This is a genomic window from Amycolatopsis sp. lyj-23 (assembly GCF_046549135.1).
In the GTDB taxonomy this organism is placed as follows: Bacteria; Actinomycetota; Actinomycetes; order Mycobacteriales; family Pseudonocardiaceae; genus Amycolatopsis.
In genome coordinates this window covers 1-25155 of sequence record NZ_JAJPWN010000030.1, presented here as the reverse complement: position 1 = coordinate 25155, position 25155 = coordinate 1, and the positions used below count along the sequence as shown (strand labels likewise).

Sequence of the window (25155 nt, the reverse complement as noted above, 5' to 3'; positions counted from 1 at the left end):
CGGGTCACGAGCGCCCCGATGTGGCCTTGGTTGCTCCATCCATGCCCCCCGCCACCACCCTCAACGGAGGCGCTTCGCGCCGCAGTGCTGATTCCACGCACCGAAGGCCGCCTTGGGGCGCTTGAGGCGGCCTGCTGACAACGACCCTAGAACGCGCGCTGTCAGGACCGGCGCCCCACGAGGTGGAAGGCGCGGCTGAGCCGGCGGTAGGGATCCCGCCGGCCGGCCTCGAACTCGACGGCCGCGACGCGCTCGGTTTCGGCCGGGTCCGGTCCGGCGCCGCTGAGGTCGAGCCAGTCCACGAACAGCCAGACCCCGTACCACGCAAGGGGTTCCACCCCGCGGCGGCGAAGAGCGGCGCCGAGTTCCGCCACGGTGTCGGCGCGGGTCGGCAGGCCCAAAACCCCGATTTCGGTGCGGGCGTCGAACGCCGCCAGTGCGTCCTCCCAGCGGCCTTCCAGCGCGGGCCGGACCGCCGCCGCGTCCGCGTTGCCGGTCATGACCGAGACGAGACCGCCGGGCGCGGCGCACCGGCACAGCTGGTCCAGCAGGGGCTCCGGTTGCGCCAAGTACCCGAGCACGCCGTGGCACAGGACGGCGTCGAAGCGCCGACCGCCGACCGCTTCCGAGGCCTCCGCGCCGTCGGCTTCCACCAGCGTCACCTCGTCCGGGAGCCGCCGCCGGGCTTTGGCCAGCATCGCCGCCGAGGAGTCGAGCAGGGTGACGTCGTAGCCCGCCCGCGCCAGCGGGAGCGACTGGTGACCGGCACCGCCACCGACGTCGAGCACCGAGGCGGGCGGAGCGGGCAGGTGCTCCAGCAGTTGCCGGTGCATGACGTACGTGCGCACACGCCCCTTCACGGACGCGTAGGCACCCTCGGCGAAGTCGTCGGCCACCGCCGCCCAGGTGTCGTCCGGCATCGCGGGACGCTCAGCCTTCGCGGGCCGTCTGCTCCGCGAACACCCGCACCGCCTCGTTGACCGCCGCGCAGCGAGCCGTCCGGACCGCGTCCGACAGCGGCCGCAACGCCTGCGCCCGCAGCGTCGAAGCCGACGCCGAGAGCGCCCCGCCCGGGTCGTCCGACGACGCGATCGCCAGGATCGCCGCGATCTCCTCGGCCCGCTGCAGCACCCGCAGGGCACGCCCGGGTGTCCCCGCGGGCCAGTCGACGTCCGGCCGGGAGCGCAGGTGCGCCGAGAGTTCCGCGCGCACGCCGGGCCGGTCCGAAGCCACGTCCAGGGTCTGCAACGCCCCGGCGCTGGCCCGGATGGCGTCGGTCAGCCCGTGCTCGGCCTCGCCGAGCCCGACGTACTCCGGCGTCGCCGGGGCGGCCAGGGAGTAGACCGTCCAGCGGACGAGGCCTTCGGCGATCGGCTCGGGCACGAGCCCGAAGCCGAGGTCGGGGAGCACCAGGGCGTCGCCGGAGCGCAACGCCGCTTCGGTGAACGGGCCACCGCCACCGAGGCCGCGGACGTCGCCCGGGACGGGGAGGACCAGCAGCAGCGATTTCGCTCCTTGCGAACGCAGCGCCATCAGCAGCTGCACCGGGGTGGCCGCCCGGTTGAAGGCCAGCGGCAGCGCGAACGCCTCGGCCGCGGCTGCGTCGGCGGCCACGACGTCGTGGGCCTCACCCCACGCGAGCAGGGCATCGAGGACATCGTCGGACGCGGCGGCCCCGTTGAGCCACGCGCTCGACCAGACGGCGAAAGTCGCACTGGGACGGCACACGACGCCCTATTTTACCGGCTTGCCCGCCGGGCCGGGTCCGGCGGGCACGCTGGAGCCGCTCCACGTCGACGGGCCGCCGATCCGGCAGTAGCGTCGAACGGGTGAACGCTGTTCCAGACGCTCTTCCCCGCACCGCCGGGGCCCTGCGCGCGGCCGGGTACGAGCCGCGCCCGATCGCGCAAGAGATCCACGACAACCTCCTCCACGCCCTGAGGACGGGCGAGGACGCCTGGCCCGGCATCGTCGGGTTCTCCCGCACGGTGCTGCCGCAGCTCGAACGCGCGCTGCTGGCCGGCCACGACGTCGTCCTGCTCGGCGAGCGCGGCCAGGGCAAGACCCGCCTGCTGCGCACCCTGGCCGGCCTGCTCGACGAGTGGACGCCGGTGATCGAGGGCTCCGAGCTGGGCGAACACCCGCTGCAGCCGATCACGCCCGCGTCGATCCGCCGCGCCGCCGAACTCGGCGACGACCTGCCGGTGGCCTGGCGCCACCGCTCCGAGCGCTACACCGAGAAGCTCGCCACGCCGGACACCTCCGTCGGTGACCTGATCGGCGACGTCGACCCGGTGAAGGTGGCCGAAGGCCGCAGCCTGGGCGACCCGGAGACCATCCACTTCGGGCTCGTCCCGCGCGCGCACCGCGGCATCGTCGCCATCAACGAGCTGCCCGACCTCGCCGAGCGCATCCAGGTCGCGCTGCTCAACGTGATGGAGGAGCGTGACATCCAGGTCCGCGGCTACACGCTGCGGCTGCCACTGGACGTCCTGCTCGTCGCCACCGCGAACCCCGAGGACTACACCAACCGCGGCCGGATCATCACCCCGCTGAAGGACCGCTTCGGCGCCGAGATCCGCACCCACTACCCCCTGGACGTGGAAGCGGAAGTGGCGGTCGTCAAGCAGGAGGCCAACCTCGTTGCCGAAGTCGGCGAGCCGCTGCTGGAGGTCCTCGCCCGGTTCGTCCGCAACCTGCGCGAGTCCACGGTGATCGACCAGCGCTCCGGCGTTTCGGCGCGGTTCGCCGTGGCCGCGGCGGAGACCGTGGCGGCCGCGGCCCTGCGGCGCTCGGCGCTGACCGGGGAGGAGCCCGCGGTGGCCCGCCCGGTCGACCTCGACGCCGTCCCGTCGGTGCTGCGCGGCAAGATCGAGTTCGAGCCGGGCGAAGAAGGCCGCGAGATCGAGCACCTCGTGCACCTGCTGCGCCTCGCGATCGCCGAGACCGCCCGCGACCGGTTCGCCGGCCTCGACCTGCGACCGCTGGCCGACGCGGTCGGCGAAGGGCACCTGGTCTCCACCGGCGAGCGCGTGCCGGGCAAGGACGTCCTCGAAGCCCTGCCGGAACTGCCGGTGCTGCACGAGGTCGCCCGGCGGGCCGGCGTCGCCGCCGACGAACCCGCCGGCCGGATCGCGGCCGCCGTCGAACTCGCCCTCGAATCGCTGTTCCTGTCGCGAAGGCTCGCGAAGGACTCCGACGACACGACGACCGTCTACGGCCGATGACCGCGGTCCCGCTCCCCGACGGCTACTCCTACGGCCCGTGGCACGACGGGCCGGACCCCCTCGCGCCGCCGGCCGACCTGCGTGACGCCCTCGACGAAATCGGCCGGGACGTCATGGCCGGGGCCTCGCCCCGCGCCGCGCTGGAGGAGATGCTGCGGCGCGGCACGAACCGCACCGCGGGCCTCGACGAGCTGACCCGGCGCCTGTGGCAGCGGCGCTCGCAGATCCAGCGGCGCAACAACCTCGACGGCACCCTGCAGGAGGTCCAGCGCCTGCTGCAGGAGGCCCTCGACGCCGAGCGGCGGGCGCTGTTCCCCGACCCGGACGACGACGCCCGGTTCCGGGAGGCCCAGCTCGACGCGCTGCCGCCGGGCACCGCGGCGGCCGTCAACGAGCTCGCGGACTACGACTGGCGCTCCGAGCAGGGCCGGGAGAACTACCAGCAGATCCGGGACCTGCTCGGCCGGGAGCTGATGGAGTCCCGGTTCCAGGGCATGAAGCAGGCGCTGCAGAACGCCGGGCCCGAGGACGTCGAGCGGATCAACGAGATGCTCGGCGACCTGAACGACCTCCTGGACGCCCACGCCCGCGGCGCCGAGGACGTCCAGCAGCGCTTCGAAGACTTCATGGCCAAGCACGGCGAGTTCTTCCCGGAGAACCCGCAGAACGTCGAAGAGCTGATCGACGCGCTCGCGGAACGGTCGGCGGCCGCGCAGCGGATGCTCAACTCGATGTCGGCCGAGCAGCGCGCGGAACTCGCCGAGCTGACGCAGCAGGCGTTCGGCGACCCGCGCCTGGCGCAGCAGCTGTCCCGCTTGGACAGTCAGCTGCAGGCGGCGCGGCCGGGCGAGGACTGGACCGGCTCGGCGCGCTTCCGCGGCAAGAACCCGCTCGGCATGGGCGAAGGTGCCCAGGCCATGCAGGACCTCGCGGAGCTGGACGCGCTGGCCGAGCAGCTCGGCCAGTCCTACCCGGGCGCCCGCCTGGAAGACATCGACCTGGAGGCGCTCGAGAGTCAGCTCGGCAAGGACGCCGGCGTCGACGCGCGCCGGCTGGCCGAGCTGGAACGCGAGCTGCGCCGCCAGGGCCTGTTCGAACGGGCCGCCGATGGGTCGCTGCGGTTGTCGCCCAAGGCGTTGCGGCGCTTGGGCGAAACGGCGCTGTCCGACATCGTGAACGCGTTGCGCGGCAAGACCGGCGAGCGCGAGACCGAGTCGGCGGGCGCGGCCGGCGAGCCCACCGGCGCGTCGCGGCCGTGGCGGTTCGGGGACATGCAGCCCTGGGACGTGCCGCGCACCATCCGCAACGCCGTCCTGCGGTCGGTGTCGGTGGGGGAGCGGCAGGTGCGGCTCGACGTCGAGGACGTCGAGGTGGTCGAGACCGAGCACCGGACGCGCGCGGCGGTGGCGCTGCTGGTCGACACGTCGTGGTCGATGGTGTCGGAGGGCCGCTGGCTGCCGATGAAACGCACGGCGCTCGCACTGCACCAGCTGATCAGCACCCGCTTCCGCAACGACGCCCTGCAGCTGATCACCTTCGGCCGCTACGCGCAGTCGGTGGAGCTGCCGGAGCTGGTCGGCCTGGAGGGCGCGTGGGAGCAGGGCACGAACGCCCACCACGGGCTGCTGCTGGCCGGCCAGCACCTGCGCCGGCACCCGGACGCCCAGCCGGTGGTCCTGATGGTCACCGACGGCGAGCCGACGGCCCACCTGGAGCCCGACGGCGAAGCGGTCTTCGACTACCCGCCCCAGCCCCGGACCCTCCACAAGACACTGTCCGAAGTGGACCGGCTGGCCAAGCTGGGAGCATCGATCTCGGTGTTCCGCCTCGGCGACGACCCCCGGTTGACGTCGTTCGTGGACCTGATCGCCCGCCGCTCGGGCGGCCGCGTGATCGCCCCGGACCTGGACGGCCTCGGCGCGGCGGTGGTGGGCGACTACCTGCGCACGCGACGCTGATCCCGGGCGGGCGCGCACCCCGCGCGCCCGCCGGGGACTTGCGCTCGTGGGGCACCGGCGGCGGCCCGGGGCTCGGGTTCGCCTGGGACCCTTGCGGCTGACCGGCTCTGGCGCCCGCGCCCGGTCGGCAGCGGTCCCCGCCGGGGCTTGCGCCTGCCGGGGACCTGCGCCTGCGGAGCGCGCGCAACCGGTCGGCACTGCGCTTGCCCGGGGCCGCGTCCGCTGGGGACTTGCGCTCGTGAGGCGTCCGCGCCGGGTCGGCGTTGGTGCCCGTGCCCTTCCGGCACTGCCCTCGCGCGGGGTCCGCTCCCGTCCGTTCGGGGTACCGCCCGGGGCTCGCGTCCGCCGGGGACCTGGGCCCGCGGGGCGCCCGCGCCGGTCCGGCACTGCGCTCGCCCGGGGCCCGCGGCCGCCGGGGACTTGCGGCCGTGAGGCATCCGCCGCGGTCGGCACTGGCGCCCGTTTGACATCCGCGCTCGCGCAGGGCCCGCGCTCGTCCTCAGGGGGCGCTCGCCCGGCAACCCGCGCCCGCCCGGGACCGTCCCACCCCGCGTCACAGCCCGATCCCCAGCCGGTCGCGGACGGCGGCGATCACCTTCTCCGTCTGGGCCCGCAAGGCCGCCAACCCGGCCCGCTCGTCGGCCGAACCGACGTACCCCGCCAAATCCGCCCGCACCCCCTGCTTCCACACGGCCGTGACCTGCCGGGTCGCCGCGATGTCCTCGTCGGGGCGACCGACGACCAGGACGAGGTCCGCGCGCAGGCCCGGGCGGATCCGGCCGCGGTCGGCCAGCCCGAAGACGTCGGCAGTGCGAGCCGTCGCCGCCGTGAGCGCCGCCGTCGGTGAGAATCCCACCGATACCAGGTGGCCCAGCTCCCGGTGCAGGCTCGCGCCGGGCACCGTGCCCGGGTTGGGCGCGTCCGTTCCGGCCAGCACCGGCACCCCGGCCTCGTGCAGCAGCCGGGCGTTGACTCGCGCGGCCCCGAAGTCCGGCAGCCGCGGCGGAAGCCACCGCTGCTGCTGCCGTTCGAGCACCGCGCGCCACGCCGGGCCCAGGCGGGCCGCCAGGGCGGGTTCGGCCAGGAGGGAGTTCCCGGGGAAGCCGTCGGCGATCGACAGGGTCGAGATCACTGCGACACCCGCCGCCGCGATCGCCTCGATCCGCGGTCCGGACAAGGCGTCGAAGGGGATGTGGGCCAGTACGTCCACCCCCGTGGGGAGCAGGTCCACCGCCGCGCGGGCGGTCGACACGTGCGCGGCCACCAGCAGGCCGGCCGCGTGCGCGGCCTCGGTCAGGGCGGCGATCGTGGGCACGTCCAGCGACGGCAGCGGCATCGGCCCGCCGCTGCTGCCGTCGTCGTACAGCACCTTCAGGTGCGTCGCGCCTTCGGCGAGGCGGTCGGCGACGAACCGCCCGGCGTCCTGCGGACCGGTGACGTACGGGAAAGGCGCGTACATCAGGCTCGGGTGCCCGCCCGGTGCCGTGGCGCCGACGCTGGAGGAGCGCACGTCGGCGCCGGCGGGCCCGGCTGCCAGGGCCTCGCGGACGGTGTCCGGCTTGCTGAACATGTCGAGCAGCGTCGTGACGCCGAACGTCAGCGCCTGGCGGGGCGCGCCGGGCAGCAGGTGCACGTGGGCGTCGATCAGCCCGGGCAGCAGGGTGCCGCCGCGGGCGTCGACGTGCTCGTCGCCGGGGCGGAGCAGGGTGTCGTCGCCGGCCGCGTCGATCCGGCCGTCCACCAGGCGGACGGCGGTGTGGCCGGTCGGACGTTCGCCGTCGAAGACGCGGGCGTGGGTGATGGTCGTGGTCACCGCGCCACGGTAGAAGTTGACACCGTGTGAAGGTCAACTTCTAAGCTGGACGCATGCGGTACTCGATCAGCCAGGTCGCGAAGGCGTCCGGCGTGTCGGCCCGGATGCTCCGCCACTACGACGCGATCGGCCTGCTCACGCCGGCGTCCGTGGCGGCGAACGGCTACCGCTGGTACGGCCGGTTCGAGCTGCTGCGCCTGCAGCGCATCCTGCTGCTGCGGCGCCTCGGGCTCGGCCTGGCCGAGATCGGGGCGGTGCTGGGCGAACAGGCCGACGAGGCCGCCGCGCTGCGCGGGCACCTGGCCCAGCTGGAGGAGGAGCGGCGCCGCCTCGACCGGGTCATCGCCACCGTCGAGGAGACGATCGCCGACCTCGGCCGCGCACGGATCGGCGACCCGGAGCGGTTCTTCGCCGGCCTGCGCAAAGACGGCGACGCCATGCGGCAGACCTACCGCGAAACCTTCGGCGAGGGCGCCGGGGCGGCCTTCGACGTCGCCCAGGCCGCCCAGGAGGGCCTCACCGCCGCGGACTACGAGCACGCCGCCGCCCGCAGCGCCGCGCTGTTCCGGCGGCTGGCCGCCGTCATGCGCTCCGGGGCGGTGCCGGAGGACCCCGCCGCGCTCGACGCCGTCGCAGAGCACCACGAGTCGGTCAGCCGGTTCTGGCAGCCGACCGCGGCCGCTTACGCCGCGATGGGCGGGCTCTACCTCGACGATCCCCGGCAGCGGGCGCTGGCCGAGCAGGCCGATCCGCAGCTGCCCGCGTGGCTCGCGCGGGCGATCGAAACCTACGCGCGCGTCCGGCTCGTCCCACCGCTCGGGAAGGACTGACGGGACGGCAATTACAGTCGGGGTATGCAGACTTGGTCATCGGTCGACGTGCCCCGCATCCCCGGCACCCCCCGCCCGCTGCGGCTCCACGACACGGCCACCGGGCAGATCCGCCCGACCGCGCCCGGCGCCACCGCCCGGATGTACGTCTGCGGCATCACGCCGTACGACGCGACGCACCTGGGGCACGCCGCGACCTACCTCGCCTTCGACCTGGTGAACCGCGTCTGGCGGGACAACGGGCACGACGTCCACTACGTGCAGAACGTCACGGACATCGACGAGCCGCTGCTGGAGCGCGCGGAGCGTGACAAGGACGACTGGGTCGTGCTGGGCATGCGCGAGACAGCGCTGTTCCGCGAGGACATGACCGCGCTGCGGGTCATCCCGCCGAAGCAGTTCGTCGGCGCGGTCGAGAGCATCCCGGAGATCGTCGAGGTCATCGCGAAGCTGGTGGCCAACGGCAGCGCCTACCGCGCCGACGACCCGGAGTTCCCCGACGTCTACTTCGACCACACGGCGACCGGCAAGTTCGGCTACGAGTCGAACTACGACGAGCCGACGATGCGGAAGTTCTTCGCCGAACGCGGCGGCGACCCCGACCGCGCCGGCAAGCGCCACCCGCTGGACGCGCTGCTGTGGCGCGTGGCCCGCGAGGGCGAGCCGTCGTGGGAGTCCGAGCTCGGCGCCGGCCGCCCGGGCTGGCACATCGAGTGCAGCGCGATCGCGGTCAACCGGCTGGGCCTCGGGTTCGACCTGCAGGGCGGCGGCTCGGACCTGATCTTCCCGCACCACGAATACAGCGCGGCGCACGCCGAAGCCGTCGCCAAGGACGGGCCGTTCGCCCGCCACTACGTGCACGCCGGGATGATCGGCCTCGACGGCGAGAAGATGTCGAAGTCGCGCGGCAACCTCGTGTTCGTCTCGCGGCTGCGCGCCGACCGGGTCGACCCGGGCGCGATCCGGCTCGCCCTGTTCGCCGGCCACTACCGCGAAGACCGCCCCTGGACGGCCCGGCTGCTCACCGACGCCGAAGCCCGGCTCGCCCGCTGGCGCAAAGCCGTCTCGCTGTCGACCGGCCCGTCGGCCGAGGATACCGTGACGCGGGTGCGTGACCACCTGTCCGACGACCTCGACACGCCCAAGGCCCTGGCCGCGTTCGACGCGTGGGCGGCCGAGGCCCTGCGCCGCGACGGCACGGACCCGACGGCTCCGGGCCTGATCCGCGACGCGGTCGACGCCCTCCTCGGCATCGCCCTCTGACCCCCGGCAGGGGCACTTTCACGTGAAAGTGCCCCGCCAGGTGTATAACGGGCTATGCGGTGGCCGGACGGCCGTCGGCCAGTTCCAGGTGGTCGCCTCGCCAGTCGCGGCGCAGCCACCGGTCGTGGGACGCGATGACCACCGCGCCCGGGGCCGTTTCCAGTGCCGCGAACAGTTCTTCCGCCAGGGTCAGCGAAATGTGGTTCGTCGGCTCGTCGAGCAGGAGCACGTCCGGCGGGTCGGCGAGCAGGATCGCCAGCGCCAGCCGCCGCCGCTGCCCGACCGACAACGCGCCCACCGGCTGCCGCAGGTCGCGCGACGCCAGCAGGCCGAGCCGGCTCAGCGGGGGAGCGTCCTCGCCGAGAGCGTCCCGGTAGGCGCGGGCGGCGGTCCGCTCCGGCGACGCGAACACGACGTCCTGCTCCAGCAGCCCGACCCGCACGCCGTGGCCCCGGTGGACCGTTCCGGCCGCCGGCGCCAGCCGGCCGGCCAGCACCGACAGCAGCGTCGACTTCCCGGCGCCGTTGCCGCCGGTGACGAGCAGCCGGGCCGAGCCGTCGACGTCGAGCCGGGGTAGCCGCAGCCGTCCCGGGACCTCCAGCGACCGCACGGAGATGGCCGGGCCGTCGCCGGTCGCGCGCCCGGTGAGCTCCGCCGCGAACTGCAGCGGTGCCGGCGGTTTGCGCACCTGGTCGCGTTCCAGGTTTTCCAGCCGCTGCTCGGCGTCGCGCACCCGCCGCGAGATCGTCTTCTGGACGCGCGCGCCCTTGAACGCGTGGATGAACTTGTCGTTGTCGCGCGGGCCGCGGCCGTAGGCGACGTTCCGCGCGGTGACCGCGACGGTCTCCCGCAGCTCCTTCAGCTCCTCCTGCTCCTCGGCGTACCGCTGTTCCCAGCGCGCCCGCTCGGCCTTCTTGTGCCCGAGGTAGTCGGTGTAGCTGCCGCCGTAGCGCACCGCGCCGCCGGCCTGCCGGTCGGCCGCGGCCGGGTCCAGGTCGACGATGTCGGTGCAGACGGCGTCGAGGAACACCCGGTCGTGCGAGGAGAGCACCACGATCCCGGTCAGCTCGGTCAGGTGGCGTTCGAGGAACGCCATGGCCGGGTCGTCGAGGTGGTTGGTCGGCTCGTCCAGCAGCAGGGTTTCCGGCTGCCGGACCAGCAGGGCGGCCAGGCCGAGCCGCGACCGCTGCCCGCCGGACAGCGTGCCGAGCCGCCGGTCCGGTTCGACGCCGCCCAGGCCGAGCCCGTCGCAGACGAGGTTGGCGCGGCGGTCGGCGTCCCACAGGTCGTGGGCCTGGGCCCACTCCAGGACCCGGCCGTACTCCTCGAGCACGGCCGGGTCGTCGGGCCGGTCGGCCATGGCCGCGGTCAGCTCGTCCAGCCGGGCGGCGGCGGTGCGGATCTCGGCGAGCGCGTCGTCGAGGACGTCGGCGAAAGTCGCGTCCGCGCCGAACGGCAGTTCCTGCAGCAGGAACCCGACGTCCGGGCCGCGCCGCACCTCGCCGGACCGCGGCTCTTCGAGGCCGGCCAGCAGGCGCAGCAGGGTGGACTTGCCGGTGCCGTTCTCGCCGACCAGGCCGAGCCGCTGCCCGGCCGACGCGGTCAGCGAGACGCCGTCGAGGACGACGCGGGTGCCGTAGCCGTAGACGACGTCCTTGGCCTGCAAGGGAAGAACGAGAGACATGGGTGATCACCGGGCCCGGGGGGAAGGAAGCGGGTATCCCGCACCGGGCGTCGTGGCACGCGGGAGCATCGGCTCGACCGCGTGCCGCCTCAGGCGGGACGGGCGCGGTTCAGTTCCTCATAGTGGCACCAGGTTAACGCAACATCCGTAGAGTTAGTCAACCCGTTATGGCCTGGGTCACATCCGGCAGCTCGGCCGTCGCCCGTTCGGCCGCCGCGGTGCCGTCGGTGAGGAGCTCCAGCAGGGCCGTGAGCTGGCGGCGGTCGAACCGGGCGAGGCGGTCGCCGACGAACCGGGCCATCGGGGCGTACAGCTCGGCGAGTTCGGCCATCCGGTCGGGCAGCGGCCGGACGACGAGCCGGCGGCGGTCCGCGGGATCGGGGGCCCGCTCGGCGAGCCGGTGCCGCTCCATCCGGTCGAGCAGCCGGGTGAACGCGCCCGTGCTCATCCCGAGCAGCCGGGCCAGCTCGGACGGCGAGTCGCTGACCCGGCCGTGCAGCAGGTGCAGGCAGTGCAGCTCGGTCGGTGTGACGCCCATCCGCTCGGCGACCGCCGCGTGGAAGAGCGCGGTCGAACCCACGAAGCGGGGGAGGGCGAGAGCGGCGGCGGTGGCGAGTTCGCGCTGGTCGGGCAACGTCCATCCCAGGGTCGGTGACGACACGGTCACTGCTCGGTGCAGTCACTGCACCGCGAACGATAGCGGCTCCGGTTGACAAACCCGCAGGCGGGATCAACTCTGAAAGAGAACTTTCGAAGTGTCTCTTTCAGATCGGACGACCGATGGCCGGGCTACCGCCGCGCAAGCGGATCGAAGACGTCGAGCTGCTGCGCGCCTTGGCGCACCCGTTGCGCTCGGCGCTGCTGAACCACCTGACCGCCGTCGGCCCGCGCACCGCGAGCGAATGCGCCGAGGCGGTCGGCTCGACGGCGTCCAACTGCAGCTGGCACCTGCGGCAGCTCGCGCAGTACGGCCTGGTCGAGCGGGCCGAGGGCGAGGACGGGCGCGAACGGCCGTGGCGCGCCCGGCAGGTCGGCCTGGACATCGGGCAGTTCGCCGACGACCCGGCCCGCCGGGCCGCCCAGCTGGGGGTCGTGGGCGCGAGCCTCGCCCAGGAGCAGGAACTGACCCAGCGGTACCTGGACTCGCTCGACGACCTCGACCCGGCCTGGCTGGCGGCGTCCGGGCTCTCGAGCTACACGCTGCGCGTCTCGCCGGAGGAGCTGACCCGGCTGAGCGAGGCCATCGACGCGCTGGTCCGGCCCTACGTCGGGGCGATCCGCACGGACGCGCCGCCGAACGCGCGCCCGGTGCACGTGAGCCTGCGGGCGTTCCCGCGCATCGAGCACTCGGGGAAGGCGGAGGAATGAAGCAGCTGCTGGGGGTACCCGCCTTCGCGCGGTTGTGGGTGGCCGCGTTCTTCGGCGAAACGGCCGAATGGATGCTGCAGGTCGCGTTGCCGGTCTACGTCTTCCAGCGCACCGGCTCCGCGGCGACGACGGCGCTGAGCATCGTGCTCGGCCTGCTGCCCGCGGTGCTGCTGAGCCCGGTCGCCGGCGTCGTCGCCGACCGGTGGAACCGCCGCGCGGTGCTGTTCGGCGTCTGCTGCGGGCTGGCGGTCGTGGCGCTGCCGCTCCTGGCCGAACCCGGCGTCACCGTGGTGTACGCGGTGATGGCCGCCCAGGCGGCGCTGGCGTCGGTGTTCGAGCCCGCGCGCAACGCGCTGGTCCCCGAACTGGTCGGCGTCGAGGAGGTGACCGGCGCGAACGGGCTGATGAGCGTCAACGGCAGCGTCGCCCGGCTGGCCGGCGGCTGGGCGGGCGGTGCGCTGCTGGGCTTCGGCGGGCTCATCGACGTCATCACCGGCTACCTGGCCGTGCTGGTGGTCGCGGCGGCGCTGCTGGCCAAGCCGTTCCGCCGGGTCGCGGCCCCCGCGCCGGCGCCCGCGCGCGAACCGGTGGTGCGGGCCTGGCTCGACGGCCTGCGCGAGCTGACCGGCAACCGGCGGCTCGCGCGCACCGGCCTCGCCTTGGTGCTCACCTCCGTGGCCCAGGGCATGTTCCTGGTGTTGTTCGTGGTCTACGTGCTGGACGTGCTCGGTGGCAGCGAAGCCGACGCGGGCCTGCTGCGCGGGGTGCAGGCCCTCGGCGGGCTGGCCGCCGGGTTCGCCGTCGCCACCGTGGCCCGGCGGATCGCGCCCGTCGCGCTGCTCGGCTGGGGCTGCCTCGGGCTGGGCGTGCTCTCCGCGGTGATCTGGAACCTGGCGCCGGTCACCACCGCGCTGGGCGTGTACGTCGGGCTGTTCGCCCTGGCCGGGGCCCCGGGAGTGGTCGTCGGCGCCGGAACGCTGTCGGAGATCCAGAGCGTGGTCGCCCCCGAGCGGGCCGGACGCGTGCTGAGCACGGCGTTCGCCGCGGTGGCCGGCTGGACGACGGCGGGTGCGCTGCTGGCCGGCGCGCTGGTGGCGACGACCGGTCCCGCGCTGCTGCTGGACGTCCAGGCCGGCGTCTACGTCCTCGCCGGGGTGCTGGTGCTGCTGCCGCGCCGGGGGTGGACCCGGCAGTTCGTGTGGAGGTACCGGGCGGCCCCGTCGGCGAAGTCGTAGATCGCGACCGTCTGGGTGTCTTCCAGCGGATCCGCCGACGGCATGAGGAAGTGCGTCCGGCTCACCGGGAGCAGCTCGTACTTCAGGCGGGCGGGCTTGCCGAGGAACGCCGCCTGCACCGGGTCGACGTCCAGCGTCAGGTGCAACCGCCCGTCCTCGGCGGACACCTCGTACCGGGCGCCGGGCCGCTCGTACACGCCTTCGTACCGCGGCAAGTCGAGCTGCCGGGCCGGGTCCGGCTCCGGCAGCCCCGGGACGTTCCCCAGGAGTTCGCCGAACACCCGGCGCGCGAAGCTCTCCCGCGGGCCGCCGTTGGTCAGCACGGCGACGGCGGTGTTCCGGTCCGGCAGGATTCGCAGGCGGGCGTTCTGGCCGATCGTGCTGCCGTCGGTCGCGTAGACGGTCTCGCCGTGCCAGTCGCAGACGATCAGGCCGAGCGCCCACTCCGGCCCGAACAGGTACGGATCCGGCACCGGCACCCGCGACCGCTGCATCTCCCGGACGCTCGCGGCCGACACGATCCGCCTGCCGTCCGGCGCGGTCCCGTCGTCGAGCAGGACGTGCGCCAGCACGAGCACCTCCCGGACCGTGGACGTGATGCCCCCGCCCGCGCCGAAGGCCCGCGGCAGGAAGTCCATCGGCGTGACGACCGGACCCTCGGCGGGGGACCGGAGGAGGTGCCCGGTGGCGGCGCGGGTCCGGTCGACCCGGTCGCGGCGGGTGTTCGTGCTCGTCAGGCCCAGGGGGACGAAGAGCCGGTCCCGCATGACGTCGTCCCAGCACTTGCCGTCGAGGACCTCCGTGATCCGCGCCAGGAGGGCGTAGCCGAGGGCGGCGCTGTAGCCGTGGGTGCGGCCCAGCGGGAAGACCTGCGGCGCGCCCGCGATGTGCGCGACCATCCGCTCGTGGACGTCGTCGCCTTCGCCGGGGTCGCCGAAGGATTCTTCGATGCCGTTCGTGTGGTTCAGCAGGTGCCGCGCGGTGACCTTCGCGGTCGTCTCCGGATCGGCCACCGCGAAGTCCGGCAGGTACGTGCGCACCGGCTCGTCGAGCGCGGCCTTGCCCTCGTCGACCAGCTGCAGGAAGGCCAGCGCGGTCCACGTCTTGGTCATCGAACCGATCTGGAAGACGGTGTCCGTGGTCGCCGGTCCGCCGGTTCCGACGTTCTTGACGCCGACCGCGAACTCGGTGGTCCGGCCGTCGCGGAGCACGCCGATCGCGGCGCCCGGGATGCCGTACTCGGCCAGCAGCGCCGCCACCCGGTCCTCGGTCGTCATCGGGCCAGCCCGACCGCGTTGGCCGCGTCGGCTTCGAAGTACTCGGTCGTGGCGTGGGCGCCGGCGTGGGTCTCGAAGAACTCCCGGACGCCGTCGGCGGAGTCGTGCGCGATGACGTTCACCGCCTTGGTGCCGTCCTTGCTGGCGACCGCCAGCTTCCACACCGCACCCGCGGGGAGCCGGCCGTGGGCCTGCTTCAGGCCGTTCCAGAACCCGCTCTCGTCGGTGACGGCGGAGATGGCGAGCACGTGCGTCTGTTCTTTCCTCATACGGAAAAGCTAAGTTGCTTTCCATGTGCTCCAACAAAACTCGGCAGGTAATGCCAGGTGACGAGCGAGATCGGTGCAACGGTGTGCGGTCGAACGCAACGGGCCGTTGCACCGCGCTGCCGGTGAACGCACCGGGGGAGGGGGTCCGGTGCCCGGCGGCAGGCTGACCCTGGCGGACCGCCGCCGCATCGCGGGCTGGCTCGCCGACGGGCTCGGGTACGCCGAGATCGGCCGGCGGCTCGGCCGCCCGACGTCCACGATCAGCCGCGAGGTGGCGCGCAACAGCGCGTCGGGGGCGTACCGGCCCGGCCACGCGCAGGAAGCCGCCGTCCACCGCGCCCGGCGGCGCCGGCCGCCGCGGCCCGGCCGGCCGGCCGATGTCGTGCGCGACTTCGCCGACGAGTTCGCGGGCCTGCTGGCCGCGACCGGCATGCCGCGGATGACCGCCCGGGTGTTCGCCGGTCTCCTGACCGCCGGCGCCGACGGCCTGACCGCGGCCGACCTGGTGCGGTCGCTGCAGGTCAGCCCGGCGTCGGTGTCCAAGTCCGTCGGCGCGCTGGAGGCCATGGAGCTCCTCGGGCGCCGGCCGGACCCGGGCGGGCGCCGCGAGCGCTACACGATCGACGACGACGTCTGGCTGCGGGCGTGGCAGGCCGATACCGGCGCGCACGGCCGGATCGCGGCGGTCGCGCAGCGGGGCGTCGAGCTCTTCGGGGCGGACACGCCCGCCGGCGCCCGGCTCGCGGACATGGGCCGGTTCTTCGGACGGCTCAGCGAGCAGATGGGCGGCAGCACCGTGGCGGAGGCCGTCGGCTACGACGCCCTGACCGTCCTCGCCGCGCTGGTACACGCCGCCCGGCCGCTGACCGCGGCCGAGCTGGCCACGGCGCTCGGCTGGCCATCCGAGCGGACGGCGGCCGCCCTCGACGCGCTCCGGCGCCGCCCGGCGATCGCCGACCCCCTCGCCGTGCGGGACGCCGGGGCCGGAACGGTCGCCGTCAGCGCGAGAGAGGACCGCCTGAGCCGGGTCCAGCTCGAAGCGATCCGCGGGTTCGGCCTGGCTTCGGCGCCCGCGGTGGTTACGGTGGAGGGGTGCCGCACCTCTTCGCCACCAGCGACCTCCACGTGACCCACGAGGGCAACGGCCCGATCCTCGACTCGGTCGTCCCGGAAACCCCCGAAGACTGGCTGCTCGTCGCCGGCGACGTCGCCGAGCTGGCCGAGGCCACCATCGGGACGCTGAAGACCCTGCGCAGCCGGTTCGCGAAGGTCGTCTGGGTGCCGGGCAACCACGAGCTGTGGACGACGAAGAACGACGAGTGCCAGCTGCGGGGCCAGGCCCGGTACGAGTACCTCGTCGAGCAGTGCCGCGAGATCGACGTGCTGACGCCGGAGGACGAGTTCCCCGTCTGGCGCCACGGCGAGCGGCCGCTGACGATCGCCCCGCTGTTCCTGCTCTACGACTACAGCTGGCGGACGCCGGAGGCGGAGGGCAAGCCGCTGGAGGAGGCCCTGCGCCAGGCCCGCGAGGCCGGCGTGGTCTGCACGGACGAGTACTTCCTGTACCCGGACCCGTACCCCAGCCGCCAGGCGTGGTGCGAGGACCGGCTGAAACTCAGCACCGAGCGCCTCGACGCGATCCCCCAGGACCACGCCACGATTCTGATGTCCCACTGGCCGCTGCACCGCCACCCGACGGCGCCGCTGTACTGGCCGGAGTTCGCGCTCTGGTGCGGCACGACGAAGACCGAGGACTGGCACCTGCGCTACCGCGCGGAGATCGCGGTCTACGGCCACCTGCACATCCCGCGCAGCACGGAGGCCGACGGGGTGCGGTTCGAGGAGGTCTCGCTGGGCTACCCGCGGGAATGGCGGAAGCGGGCGCGGGGAGCGGTGCCGATGCGCCGCATCCTGTGGCCCTCATGATCCCCCGCGCCGCCGCTCCCTGAGCGCGCGGACCCGCCCGCGGCTCGCGCAGGCCGGCGAGGGGCACCAGCGCCGCCGCCCGCCGGGATCGGCGAACACGCCCCGGCAGTCCTGCTCGGGACACGCCCGCAGGTCGTGCCGCAGGGGTCCGGTGAGCCAGTCCGCGGCCTGGTGCGCCAGCCGGGCGAAGGCGGCCGCGGCGCTCGGCGGGGCACTCCGGTGCAGCCGATCGAGGGCCGCGAGGTGCACCGGCTCCGGAACGAGCAGCTCGTTCAGCGCCCGGACCTGTTCCGCCGACGGTGCGAGGTCGTCGACCGCGCCCAGCGCCAGCGGCCGCAGCGTCTCGCGGAGTTCGTGGGCCCGGTCGAGGTCGGCGTCCGTGACCGGGGCGAGCGGGGTCAGTTCGGCGAGCGCCAGCCACTCGCGCAGCTTCTCCGCGGTCGGCAGGCGCTCGACCGGCTGCGCCCCGAAATGGCGGCCGCGGGTCGCCACGAGGTTCAGCCAGGGTGCGCCCATGTCGAGGCGGAAGTCTTCGGACACCTCGCCATCGTAACGGCTGAGGCGTTACACTTGCGATCGTGACTGGGGAACCCGAGGTCCGGACGGTGCTGGGCGACATCGATCCGGCCGAACTGGGCGTGACGAACGCGCACGACCACCTTTTCTTCGCCTCCGCGCTGCTCCCGGGCCAGGAACTCGACGACCCGGCCGCCGCGGCGGCCGAACTGCGGCGGTTCCAGGCCGCCGGCGGCACGGCCCTCGTGCAGTGGACACCACACGGGCTCGGCCGCCGGATGCCCGACCTCGCCCGGCTCTCGCGGGAGACCGGGGTGCACCTGGTGGGCGCCACCGGCCTGCACCGCGCCGAGCACTACGCGCCCGCCGCCCTGAGCCGGGTCGTCGACGACCTGGCCGGCGTCTTCGTCGAAGACCTGACCGGGGCCGACGCACCGCGCGCCGGCCTGGTCAAGGTGGCCGGTGCCTTCCACACGATCGACGCCCACGCCCGGCTGACCATGACCGCCGCCGCGCTCGCCCACCGGGAGACCGGCGCGCCGATCGCCGTGCACCTCGAACTCGGCACGGCGGCGCTGGAGACGGTCGACCTGCTGTGCGGGCGGCTCGACGTTTCACCGGAACGGGTGATCCTGGGGCACCTCAACCGCAACCCGGACCCGCGGCTGCAGCGGAAGATCGCCGAGACCGGCGTGTTCCTCGGCTTCGACGGCCCTTCGCGGGCCAATCACCCCACCGACGGCCGGCTCTTCGACGGTCTCGAAGTCCTCGTCGAGGCCGGGCACGGCGACCGCATCCTGCTCGGCGGCGACACGACCACGGCGGCTGCCCGGAGCCAGCCGGGCGCGTCCTACCTGCTCACGACCCTGGCACCGCGGCTGGCGAAACTCCTCGGCGAGGACGCCGTCACCGCCATGCTGGTGGCGAACCCCGCGCGGGCGTTCGCCACCAGCTGGCTGCGGTAGCCGCTCAGCGCAGGCCGAAGCCCTCCTGCCCGCCGCGGCCGCGGCGGCGCAGGTAGCGTTCGAACTCAGCGGCGATCTTGTCGCCGCTGACGTCCTGCTCGGCGACCTCGCTCTGGGCGTCGCCGCGCTCTTCGAGGCTGCGGACGTACTCGCTGATCTCCTCGTCCTCGTCGGCCATCTCGCTGACCGTGCGCTGCCACTCCTCGGACTGCTCCGGCAGCGCACCCAGCGGGATCTCGACGTCGAGGATGTCCTCCAGCTTGTGCAGCAGTGCCAGGGTCGCCTTCGGGGACGGCGGGTGCGACACGTAGTGCGGCACGGCGGCCCAGATCGAGACGGCCGGGATGCCCGCCTGCACGCAGTAGTCCTGCAGGATCCCGACGATGCCGGTCGGGCCCTGGTAGTTGTTCAGGTCGAGCCCGTAGAGCGACGCGGTGTCCTTGTCGTACGCCGTTCCGGTGACCGGGACCGGCCGGGTGTGGGCGGTGTCGGCCAGCAGCGCACCCAGCGTCACGACGGTCGCGACGTCGAGCTGCTTGATGTGCTCCAGCAGCTCCGCGCAGAACGCCCGCCAGCGCATGTTCGGCTCCGGGCCCTGCACGAGGACGACGTCGCGGTCGAACCCGGCCGGACGGCACACCGACAGCGTCGTGGTCGGCCAGTCCACCCGGCGAGTGACGCCGTCCACCATCCGGACGGTCGGGCGGCTGACCTGGAAGTCGTAGTAGTCGTCGGGCTCCAGCTCGGCCAGCGGCGTGGCGTCCCAGTTCAGCTGCAGGTGCTCGACCGCCCGGCTGGCCGCGTCACCCGCGTCGTTCCAGCCTTCGAAGGCGACGACCATCACGGGCCGGGTGGGTTCGGTGCGGCCGCCGGGCGGCCGCGGGGTCTCGTCGACGGGCTCACTCACCGGACCAGCCTACGACCACCGCCCTTACGCTGTTCAGCATGTCCGACCGCCTGTCGTCGCCGTTCCTGGCCGCCCTCCGCGCGCGGGTCCTGGTGGCCGACGGGGCGATGGGCACCGCCCTGCAGGCCCACGACCTGAGCCTGGACGACTTCGGCGGTCTCGAGGGGTGCAACGAGATCCTCAACGTCACCCGGCCGGACGTGGTCCGCTCGGTGCACCGCGGGTACCTGGAGGCGGGTGCGGACGCCGTCGAGACCAACACTTTCGGGGCCAATTTCGCCAACTTCGCCGAGTACGACATCACCGGCCGGATCTTCGAACTCGCCGAGGCCGGCGCGCGGCTGGCCCGCGAGACCGCCGACGAGTTCGCGACGCCGGACCGGCCCCGGTTCGTCCTCGGCTCGGTCGGGCCCGGCACCAAGCTCCCGACGCTCGGCCACGCCCCCTTCACCACGCTGCGTGACGCCTACCGCGAAGAGGTCCGCGGCCTGCTGGCCGGCGGCGTCGACGCGGTGCTCGTCGAAACCACCCAGGACATCCTCCAGACGAAAGCGTCGGTCATCGGGGCGAAGCGCGCGATGGCCGCGGAGGGCCGGCGGGTCCCGGTCCTCGTTTCGCTCACCATCGAAACGACGGGCACCATGCTGCTCGGCACCGAGGTCGGCGCGGCGCTCGCCGCGCTGGAACCGCTCGGCATCGACGTCATCGGGCTCAACTGCGCCACCGGCCCGGCCGAGATGAGCGAGCACCTGCGGCAGCTGGCCAAGCACGCCCGGGTGCCGCTGTCGGTGATGCCCAACGCCGGCCTGCCGGAGCTCGGGCCCGGCGGCGCGGTGTACCCGCTCGGCCCGGAAGCCCTGGTCGAGGCGCTGACCGGGTTCGTCCGCGAGTTCGGCGTCGGCTTGGTCGGCGGCTGCTGCGGCACGACCGGCGAGCACGTCCGGCAGCTCGCCGCCGCGGTCGCCGACACGCCTCCGGTGCCGCGGCGGCCGCGGCCCGAGCCCGGCGTGTCCTCGCTCTACCAGGCGGTGCCGTTCAAGCAGGACGCCAGCGTGCTGATGATCGGCGAGCGCACCAACGCCAACGGCTCGAAGGCGTTCCGCACCGCGATGCTCGAAGGCCGCTGGGACGACTGCGTCGAGATCGCCCGCGAACAGACCCGCGACGGCGCCCACCTGCTGGACCTGTGCGTCGACTACGTCGGCCGCGACGGCACCGCCGACATGGCCGAGCTCGCCGGGCGCCTGGCCACCGCGTCGACGCTGCCGATCATGCTCGACTCCACCGAGGTCGCCGTCCTTCGTGCCGGACTGGAACGCCTCGGTGGCCGCTGCGCGGTCAACTCCGTCAACTACGAGGACGGCGACGGCCCGGAGTCCCGGTTCGCCCAGGTCATGGCCCTGGTCAGCGAGTACGGCGCCGCCGTCGTCGCGCTGACCATCGACGAGGAAGGCCAGGCCCGGACCGCGCAGAAGAAGGCCGACATCGCCACCCGGCTCATCGAGGACATCACCGGGAACTGGGGCCTGCGCGCCTCCGACGTCATCGTCGACGCGCTCACCTTCACCATCGCCACCGGCCAGGAGGAGTCCCGCCGCGACGGCATCGAGACGATCGAGGCCATCCGCGAGATCAAACGCCGCCACCCCGAAGTCCAGACGACGCTCGGCTTGTCGAACATCTCCTTCGGTCTCAACCCGGCCGCGCGGCAGGTGCTCAACTCGGTGTTCCTCCACGAGTGCGTCCAGGCCGGGCTCGACACCGCGATCGTGCACGCGTCGAAGATCCTGCCGATGGCCCGGATCCCGGACGACCAGCGCGCGGTCGCCCTCGACCTGGTCCATGACCGCCGCCGCGAAGGCTACGACCCGCTGCAGGAGCTGATGGCCCTGTTCGAGGGCGTCAGCACGGCGTCGTCGAAGGCGTCCCGCGCCGAGGAGCTGGCCGCGCTGCCGCTGTTCGAACGCCTCGAACGCCGGATCGTCGACGGCGAGCGCGCCGGCCTCACCGCCGACCTCGACGCGGCCCTGGAGCAGCGGCCCGCCCTGCAGATCATCAACGACACGCTGCTGTCGGGCATGAAGACCGTCGGCGAGCTGTTCGGCTCCGGGCAGATGCAGCTGCCGTTCGTGCTCCAGTCCGCCGAGGTGATGAAGGCGGCCGTCGCGCACCTCGAACCGCACCTGGAGAAGGGCGACGACGCCGGCAAGGGCCGGATCGTGCTGGCCACCGTCCGCGGCGACGTCCACGACATCGGCAAGAACCTCGTCGACATCATCCTGTCCAACAACGGCTACGAGGTGGTCAACCTCGGCATCAAGCAGCCGATCACCGCCATCCTGGACGCGGCCGGCGAGCACGGCGCCGACGCCATCGGGATGTCCGGGCTCCTGGTCAAGTCCACGGTGATCATGGAGGAGAACCTCCAGGAGATGAACTCCCGTGGCGTCTGGGCGCGCTGGCCGGTGCTGCTCGGCGGCGCCGCGCTGACCCGGTCCTACGTGGAGAACGACCTGACCGAGCTGTACCTCGGTGACGTCCGCTACGCGCGCGACGCGTTCGAGGGCCTGCGGCTGATGGACGCGATCATGGCCGCCAAGCGCGGCGAGTCGCCGCTGGTCGACGCCGATGCGGAGAAGAAGCGCCAGGAGCGCAAGGAACGCCGCGAACGCTCGCTGCGGATCGCCGAGGCGCGCAAAGCCCGCGCCGAGGCTCCCGAAGGGCCGCTGCCCGCGCGTTCGGACGTCGCCACCGACGTCCCGCTGCCGACCCCGCCGTTCTGGGGGTCGCGCGTGGTCAAGGGCGTCGCGCTCGCCGACTACGCCGCGATGCTCGACGAGCGGGCGACCTTCATGGGGCAGTGGGGCCTCAAAGGTGCCCGCGGCGGCACCGGGCCGACGTACGAGGAGCTCGTCGAAACCGAAGGCCGGCCGCGGCTGCGGTACTGGCTCGACCGGCTGACCGCCGACGGCGTCCTGGCCCACGCGGCCGTCGTCTACGGCTACTTCCCGTGCGTCGCCGAGGGTGACGACCTGGTCGTGCTCACCGAGCCCGAACCGGACGCGCCGGAGCGGGTGCGCTTCACGTTCCCGCGGCAGCGCCGGGACCGGCGGCTCTGCCTGGCCGACTTCTACCGGCCGCGCGAGTCGGGCGACGTCGACGTCGTGCCGTTCACCGTCGTCACCATGGGACAGCCCATCGCCGGCTACGCGAACGAGCTGTTCGCCGCCGACGCCTACCGCGACTACCTCGAAGTCCACGGCCTCGGCGTCCAGCTCACCGAAGCGCTGGCCGAGTACTGGCACTGCCGCATCCGGGCAGAGCTCACCCTGCCCGGCGGTGTGGCGGTCGCCTCAGAGGACCCCGACGACGTCGAGGACTTTTTCAAGCTCGGCTACCGTGGAGCGCGGTTCTCCCTGGGCTATGGCGCCTGTCCCGACCTCGAAGACCGGGCGAAGATCGTCGCCCTCCTCGAACCGGGCCGGATCGGCGTGCGGTTGTCCGAGGAGTACCAGCTGCACCCCGAGCAGTCGACCGACGCGATCGTCTGCCACCACCCGGAAGCCAAGTACTTCAACACCTGAGGGAGACTCCACTGTGGACGGACTCGACGCCGTGCTCTGGGACATGGACGGCACGCTGGTCGATTCCGAGAAGCTGTGGGACGTCGCGCTCTACGAGACGACGGAGTGGCTGGGCGGCAGGCTTTCCGAAGAGCAGCGGATGACGCTCGTCGGGTCCAACATGGACGACACCTCGGCGTACCTCCTGGAAGTGGTGGGCCTTCCGGTGACGCCGGAGGCGGTCGCTTCGACGGGTGCGGAGATCCGCCGCCGCACAGCCGGGCTCTTCAACGACGAACTGCCGTGGCGTCCGGGTGCGCGTGAGGCGTTGGCGGCGGTGCGCGAAGCGGGCCTGCACTCGGCGTTGGTCACCTCGACCGAGCGCGACCTCACCGAGCTGGCGCTGAACACGATCGGGCGCGACTTCTTCGACATCACCGTGTGCGGCGACGAAGTCGAGGGCCTCAACAAGCCGCACCCGCGCCCGTACCTCAAGGCGGCCGAGCTCCTGGGTGTCGACCCGGCGCGGTGCGTGGCGGTCGAGGACTCGCCGCCGGGCACGGCGTCCGCCGTCGCGGCCGGCTGCACGGTGCTCGTGATCCCGAACGACGTCGAGGTCGAGCCGGGGGAGCGGCGCGTGTTCCGCGACTCCCTGGTGGGCATCGACGTGCCGGCGCTGGCGGCCCTGCTCGGCTGAGCACGCCCATGTCGTTTTTCCGCTAGCCCTCGCCGCCGCGCTCGGCGATGCTGGGTCCCGTGCACGAAGACTTCGAACGGTGCGTGCGGGCCGTGCAGGCGAAGGACGCCCGGTTCGACGGGTGGTTCTACACCGCGGTCCTGACGACGAAGATCTACTGCCGGCCCAGCTGCCCGGTGGTCCCGCCCAAGCCGAAGAACATGAGCTTCTACCCGAGTGCCGCGGCCGCCCAGCAGGCCGGGTTCCGGGCCTGCAAGCGCTGCCGCCCCGACGCCAGCCCCGGCTCGCCTCGGTGGAACGAGCGCGCCGACCTCGTGGCGCGGGCGATGCGGCTGATCGCCGACGGTGTCGTCGACACCGAAGGCGTCCGCGGTCTCGCCGCCCGCCTCGGCTACAGCGTCCGGCAGGTCGAGCGGCAGGTGTTCGCCGAGCTCGGCGCCGGCCCGCTGGCCCTGGCGCGGGCCCAGCGCGCGCAGACCGCGCGGACCCTGATCGAGACGACCACGCTGCCGATGACCGAGCTGGCCCTGGCCGCCGGGTTCGGCAGCATCCGGACGTTCAACGACACCGTCCGCGAGGTGTTCGCCCTCTCGCCGACCGAACTGCGGCAGCGCGCGAAGGGCCGGCCCACCGGCGCCGCCGGCGCGCTCGTCCTGCGGCTGCCGTACCGGAAGCCGCTCTGCCCGGACAACCTGTTCGGGCACCTCGTCGCGACCGGCGTGCCGGGGGTGGAGGAGTGGCGGGACGGCGCCTACCGCCGGACGCTGCGGCTGCCGCACGGCCACGGCGTCGTGGCGCTGCGGCCCGAGGAGAGCCACATCGCCTGCCGGCTCACCCTGGCCGACCTCCGTGACCTGCCGGCCGCCACCAGCCGCTGCCGCCGCCTGCTCGACCTCGACGCCGACCCGGTCGCCGTCGACGACCAGCTCGCCACCGACCCGCTGCTCGCCCCGCTCGTCGCCGCCGCGCCGGGCCGCCGGGTCCCGCGCACGGTCGACGGCGCCGAGTTCGCCGTGCGGGCCGTGCTCGGTCAGCAGGTGTCGACGGCGGCGGCGCGGACCCACGCGGCCCGGCTCGTCGTCGCCCACGGCGAACCGGTCGACGACCCCGAAGGCGGCCTGACCCACCTCTTCCCGTCACCGTCGGCGCTCGCTTCCCTGGATCCCGAGACCCTGGCCATGCCGCGCAGCCGCCGCCGCACGCTGCTCGCCCTGGTCGCGGCCTTGACGGACGGCCTGGACCTCAGCGCGGGCAGCGACTGGGAGGCGGCCCGGGCGGCGCTGACGGCGTTGCCCGGCTTCGGGCCGTGGACGGTCGAAAGCATCGCGATGCGCGCCCTCGGCGACCCGGACGCCTTCCTCCCGACGGACCTCGGCATCAAGTACGCGGCCGAAACGCTCGGCCTCGGCGGCCCGGCCGCCGTCGTCGCCCGGTCCGCCGCGTGGCGGCCGTGGCGCGCCTACGCCACCCAGCACCTGTGGGCCACCGGTGACCACGCCGTCAACCGGATGCCCGCCGCGTGAACACCCCAGGAGTCTCAATGATCGTGTCAAGCAGCAGCCGTGGCCGTGACCGGCGGTGAGGGATGGAATTTGCGCCTGTCGCGCAGCAGGGCCCAGATGACGTCGACCAGGCGGCGGGCCAGGGCGATCAGCGC

21 protein-coding genes are annotated in these 25155 nt (G+C 73.7%); 12 read left to right on the top strand and 9 right to left on the bottom strand.

Annotated elements, in window-relative coordinates; genetic code table 11:
• Positions 1-161 precede the first annotated feature (161 nt).
• Entirely contained in the window at positions 162-920 is a 759-nt protein-coding gene (locus ACLJPY_RS47620) for a class I SAM-dependent methyltransferase (protein ID WP_410597622.1), read from the bottom strand.
• 10 nt (positions 921-930) lie between these two features.
• Positions 931-1728 carry a hypothetical protein gene (locus ACLJPY_RS47615; RefSeq protein WP_410597621.1) on the bottom strand — a complete coding sequence of 266 codons (798 nt, stop codon included), beginning with the start codon at positions 1726-1728 and terminating at the stop codon, positions 931-933.
• Positions 1729-1829: 101 nt separating this feature from the next.
• On the opposite strand from ACLJPY_RS47615, the gene ACLJPY_RS47610 reads away from it, so the two are divergent.
• A complete protein-coding gene (locus ACLJPY_RS47610; RefSeq protein ID WP_410597620.1) occupies positions 1830-3227 on the top strand; it encodes an ATP-binding protein in 1398 nt (465 codons plus the stop codon).
• The gene (locus ACLJPY_RS47605) at positions 3224-5185 is read left to right on the top strand and encodes a hypothetical protein (RefSeq protein WP_410597619.1); all 1962 of its coding nucleotides are present in this window, start codon (positions 3224-3226) and stop codon (positions 5183-5185) included. Before ACLJPY_RS47610 ends, ACLJPY_RS47605 begins: the two co-directional genes overlap by 4 nt.
• Positions 5186-5738: 553 nt before the next feature.
• On the opposite strand, the gene ACLJPY_RS47600 is transcribed toward ACLJPY_RS47605, so the two are convergent.
• On the bottom strand, positions 5739-6998 hold the full coding sequence (locus ACLJPY_RS47600) for an amidohydrolase family protein (RefSeq protein WP_410597618.1): 1260 nt from the start codon (positions 6996-6998) through the stop codon (positions 5739-5741).
• Between the two features lie 53 nt (positions 6999-7051).
• Here ACLJPY_RS47600 and ACLJPY_RS47595 point away from each other — a divergent pair, with 53 nt between their 5' ends.
• The gene (locus ACLJPY_RS47595) at positions 7052-7828 is read left to right on the top strand and encodes a MerR family transcriptional regulator (protein ID WP_410597617.1); all 777 of its coding nucleotides are present in this window, start codon (positions 7052-7054) and stop codon (positions 7826-7828) included.
• A 24-nt stretch (positions 7829-7852) separates the two neighbouring features.
• Positions 7853-9091, top strand: a complete 1239-nt coding sequence (gene mshC, locus ACLJPY_RS47590; protein WP_410597616.1) for a cysteine--1-D-myo-inosityl 2-amino-2-deoxy-alpha-D-glucopyranoside ligase — start codon at positions 7853-7855, stop codon at positions 9089-9091.
• A gap of 52 nt (positions 9092-9143) precedes the next feature.
• Here the strand turns inward: mshC and ACLJPY_RS47585 are convergent, their stop codons facing one another.
• Together ACLJPY_RS47585 and ACLJPY_RS47580 are read right to left on the bottom strand one after the other, a co-directional pair.
• Positions 9144-10775, bottom strand: a complete 1632-nt coding sequence (locus ACLJPY_RS47585) for an ABC-F family ATP-binding cassette domain-containing protein (protein WP_410597615.1) — start codon at positions 10773-10775, stop codon at positions 9144-9146.
• Between the two features lie 157 nt (positions 10776-10932).
• Positions 10933-11409 (bottom strand): MarR family winged helix-turn-helix transcriptional regulator, encoded by a 477-nt coding sequence (locus ACLJPY_RS47580; protein ID WP_410597683.1) that lies wholly within the window; start codon positions 11407-11409, stop codon positions 10933-10935.
• Between the two features lie 146 nt (positions 11410-11555).
• Here ACLJPY_RS47580 and ACLJPY_RS47575 point away from each other — a divergent pair, with 146 nt between their 5' ends.
• On the top strand, positions 11556-12143 hold the full coding sequence (locus tag ACLJPY_RS47575) for an ArsR/SmtB family transcription factor (protein WP_410597614.1): 588 nt from the start codon (positions 11556-11558) through the stop codon (positions 12141-12143).
• Positions 12140-13378 (top strand): MFS transporter, encoded by a 1239-nt coding sequence (locus ACLJPY_RS47570; protein ID WP_410597613.1) that lies wholly within the window; start codon positions 12140-12142, stop codon positions 13376-13378. Before ACLJPY_RS47575 ends, ACLJPY_RS47570 begins: the two co-directional genes overlap by 4 nt.
• On the opposite strand, the gene ACLJPY_RS47565 is transcribed toward ACLJPY_RS47570, so the two are convergent.
• The gene (locus ACLJPY_RS47565; RefSeq protein ID WP_410597612.1) at positions 13282-14655 is read right to left on the bottom strand and encodes a serine hydrolase domain-containing protein; all 1374 of its coding nucleotides are present in this window, start codon (positions 14653-14655) and stop codon (positions 13282-13284) included. The two genes, ACLJPY_RS47570 and ACLJPY_RS47565, sit on opposite strands and share 97 nt — an antisense overlap.
• Positions 14652-14924 (bottom strand): hypothetical protein, encoded by a 273-nt coding sequence (locus ACLJPY_RS47560; protein WP_410597611.1) that lies wholly within the window; start codon positions 14922-14924, stop codon positions 14652-14654. Before ACLJPY_RS47560 ends, ACLJPY_RS47565 begins: the two co-directional genes overlap by 4 nt.
• A gap of 148 nt (positions 14925-15072) precedes the next feature.
• Here ACLJPY_RS47560 and ACLJPY_RS47555 point away from each other — a divergent pair, with 148 nt between their 5' ends.
• Together ACLJPY_RS47555 and ACLJPY_RS47550 are read left to right on the top strand one after the other, a co-directional pair.
• Entirely contained in the window at positions 15073-16053 is a 981-nt protein-coding gene (locus ACLJPY_RS47555) for a helix-turn-helix domain-containing protein (protein ID WP_410597610.1), read from the top strand.
• A complete protein-coding gene (locus tag ACLJPY_RS47550; RefSeq protein WP_410597609.1) occupies positions 16017-16850 on the top strand; it encodes a metallophosphoesterase family protein in 834 nt (277 codons plus the stop codon). Before ACLJPY_RS47555 ends, ACLJPY_RS47550 begins: the two co-directional genes overlap by 37 nt.
• Here ACLJPY_RS47550 and ACLJPY_RS47545 read toward each other — a convergent pair.
• Entirely contained in the window at positions 16845-17390 is a 546-nt protein-coding gene (locus tag ACLJPY_RS47545) for a CGNR zinc finger domain-containing protein (RefSeq protein WP_410597608.1), read from the bottom strand. The genes ACLJPY_RS47550 and ACLJPY_RS47545 overlap by 6 nt on opposite strands.
• Positions 17391-17428: 38 nt before the next feature.
• Between ACLJPY_RS47545 and ACLJPY_RS47540 the strand changes: the two genes are divergently transcribed.
• On the top strand, positions 17429-18331 hold the full coding sequence (locus ACLJPY_RS47540) for a phosphotriesterase (protein ID WP_410597607.1): 903 nt from the start codon (positions 17429-17431) through the stop codon (positions 18329-18331).
• A 4-nt stretch (positions 18332-18335) separates the two neighbouring features.
• Here the strand turns inward: ACLJPY_RS47540 and ACLJPY_RS47535 are convergent, their stop codons facing one another.
• Positions 18336-19238 (bottom strand): PAC2 family protein, encoded by a 903-nt coding sequence (locus ACLJPY_RS47535; protein WP_410597606.1) that lies wholly within the window; start codon positions 19236-19238, stop codon positions 18336-18338.
• A gap of 38 nt (positions 19239-19276) precedes the next feature.
• Between ACLJPY_RS47535 and metH the strand changes: the two genes are divergently transcribed.
• The 3 genes from metH to ACLJPY_RS47520 are packed head-to-tail and all read left to right on the top strand — an operon-like array spanning position 19277 to position 25021.
• Positions 19277-22822: a methionine synthase gene (metH, locus tag ACLJPY_RS47530; RefSeq protein ID WP_410597605.1), complete on the top strand. Its 3546-nt coding sequence runs from the start codon at positions 19277-19279 to the stop codon at positions 22820-22822.
• A gap of 13 nt (positions 22823-22835) precedes the next feature.
• Entirely contained in the window at positions 22836-23498 is a 663-nt protein-coding gene (locus ACLJPY_RS47525; RefSeq protein WP_410597604.1) for an HAD family hydrolase, read from the top strand.
• A 59-nt stretch (positions 23499-23557) separates the two neighbouring features.
• Complete coding sequence (locus ACLJPY_RS47520; protein WP_410597603.1) at positions 23558-25021, top strand: AlkA N-terminal domain-containing protein; 1464 nt, start codon at positions 23558-23560, stop codon at positions 25019-25021.
• Positions 25022-25155 lie beyond the last annotated feature (134 nt).

Excerpts from the sequence above, each read along its gene's own strand:
- ACLJPY_RS47570 (WP_410597613.1), top strand. The coding sequence starts at position 12,140 with ATGAAGCAGCTGCTGGGGGTACCCGCCTTCGCGCGGTTGTGGGTGGCC.
- ACLJPY_RS47565 (WP_410597612.1), bottom strand. The coding sequence starts at position 14,655 with ATGACGACCGAGGACCGGGTGGCGGCGCTGCTGGCCGAGTACGGCATC.
- ACLJPY_RS47595 (WP_410597617.1), top strand. The coding sequence starts at position 7,052 with ATGCGGTACTCGATCAGCCAGGTCGCGAAGGCGTCCGGCGTGTCGGCC.
- metH (WP_410597605.1), top strand. The coding sequence starts at position 19,277 with ATGTCCGACCGCCTGTCGTCGCCGTTCCTGGCCGCCCTCCGCGCGCGG.
- mshC (WP_410597616.1), top strand. The coding sequence starts at position 7,853 with ATGCAGACTTGGTCATCGGTCGACGTGCCCCGCATCCCCGGCACCCCC.
- ACLJPY_RS47605 (WP_410597619.1), top strand. The coding sequence starts at position 3,224 with ATGACCGCGGTCCCGCTCCCCGACGGCTACTCCTACGGCCCGTGGCAC.
- ACLJPY_RS47585 (WP_410597615.1), bottom strand. The coding sequence starts at position 10,775 with ATGTCTCTCGTTCTTCCCTTGCAGGCCAAGGACGTCGTCTACGGCTAC.
- ACLJPY_RS47575 (WP_410597614.1), top strand. The coding sequence starts at position 11,556 with ATGGCCGGGCTACCGCCGCGCAAGCGGATCGAAGACGTCGAGCTGCTG.
- ACLJPY_RS47560 (WP_410597611.1), bottom strand. The coding sequence starts at position 14,924 with ATGAGGAAAGAACAGACGCACGTGCTCGCCATCTCCGCCGTCACCGAC.
- ACLJPY_RS47620 (WP_410597622.1), bottom strand. The coding sequence starts at position 920 with ATGCCGGACGACACCTGGGCGGCGGTGGCCGACGACTTCGCCGAGGGT.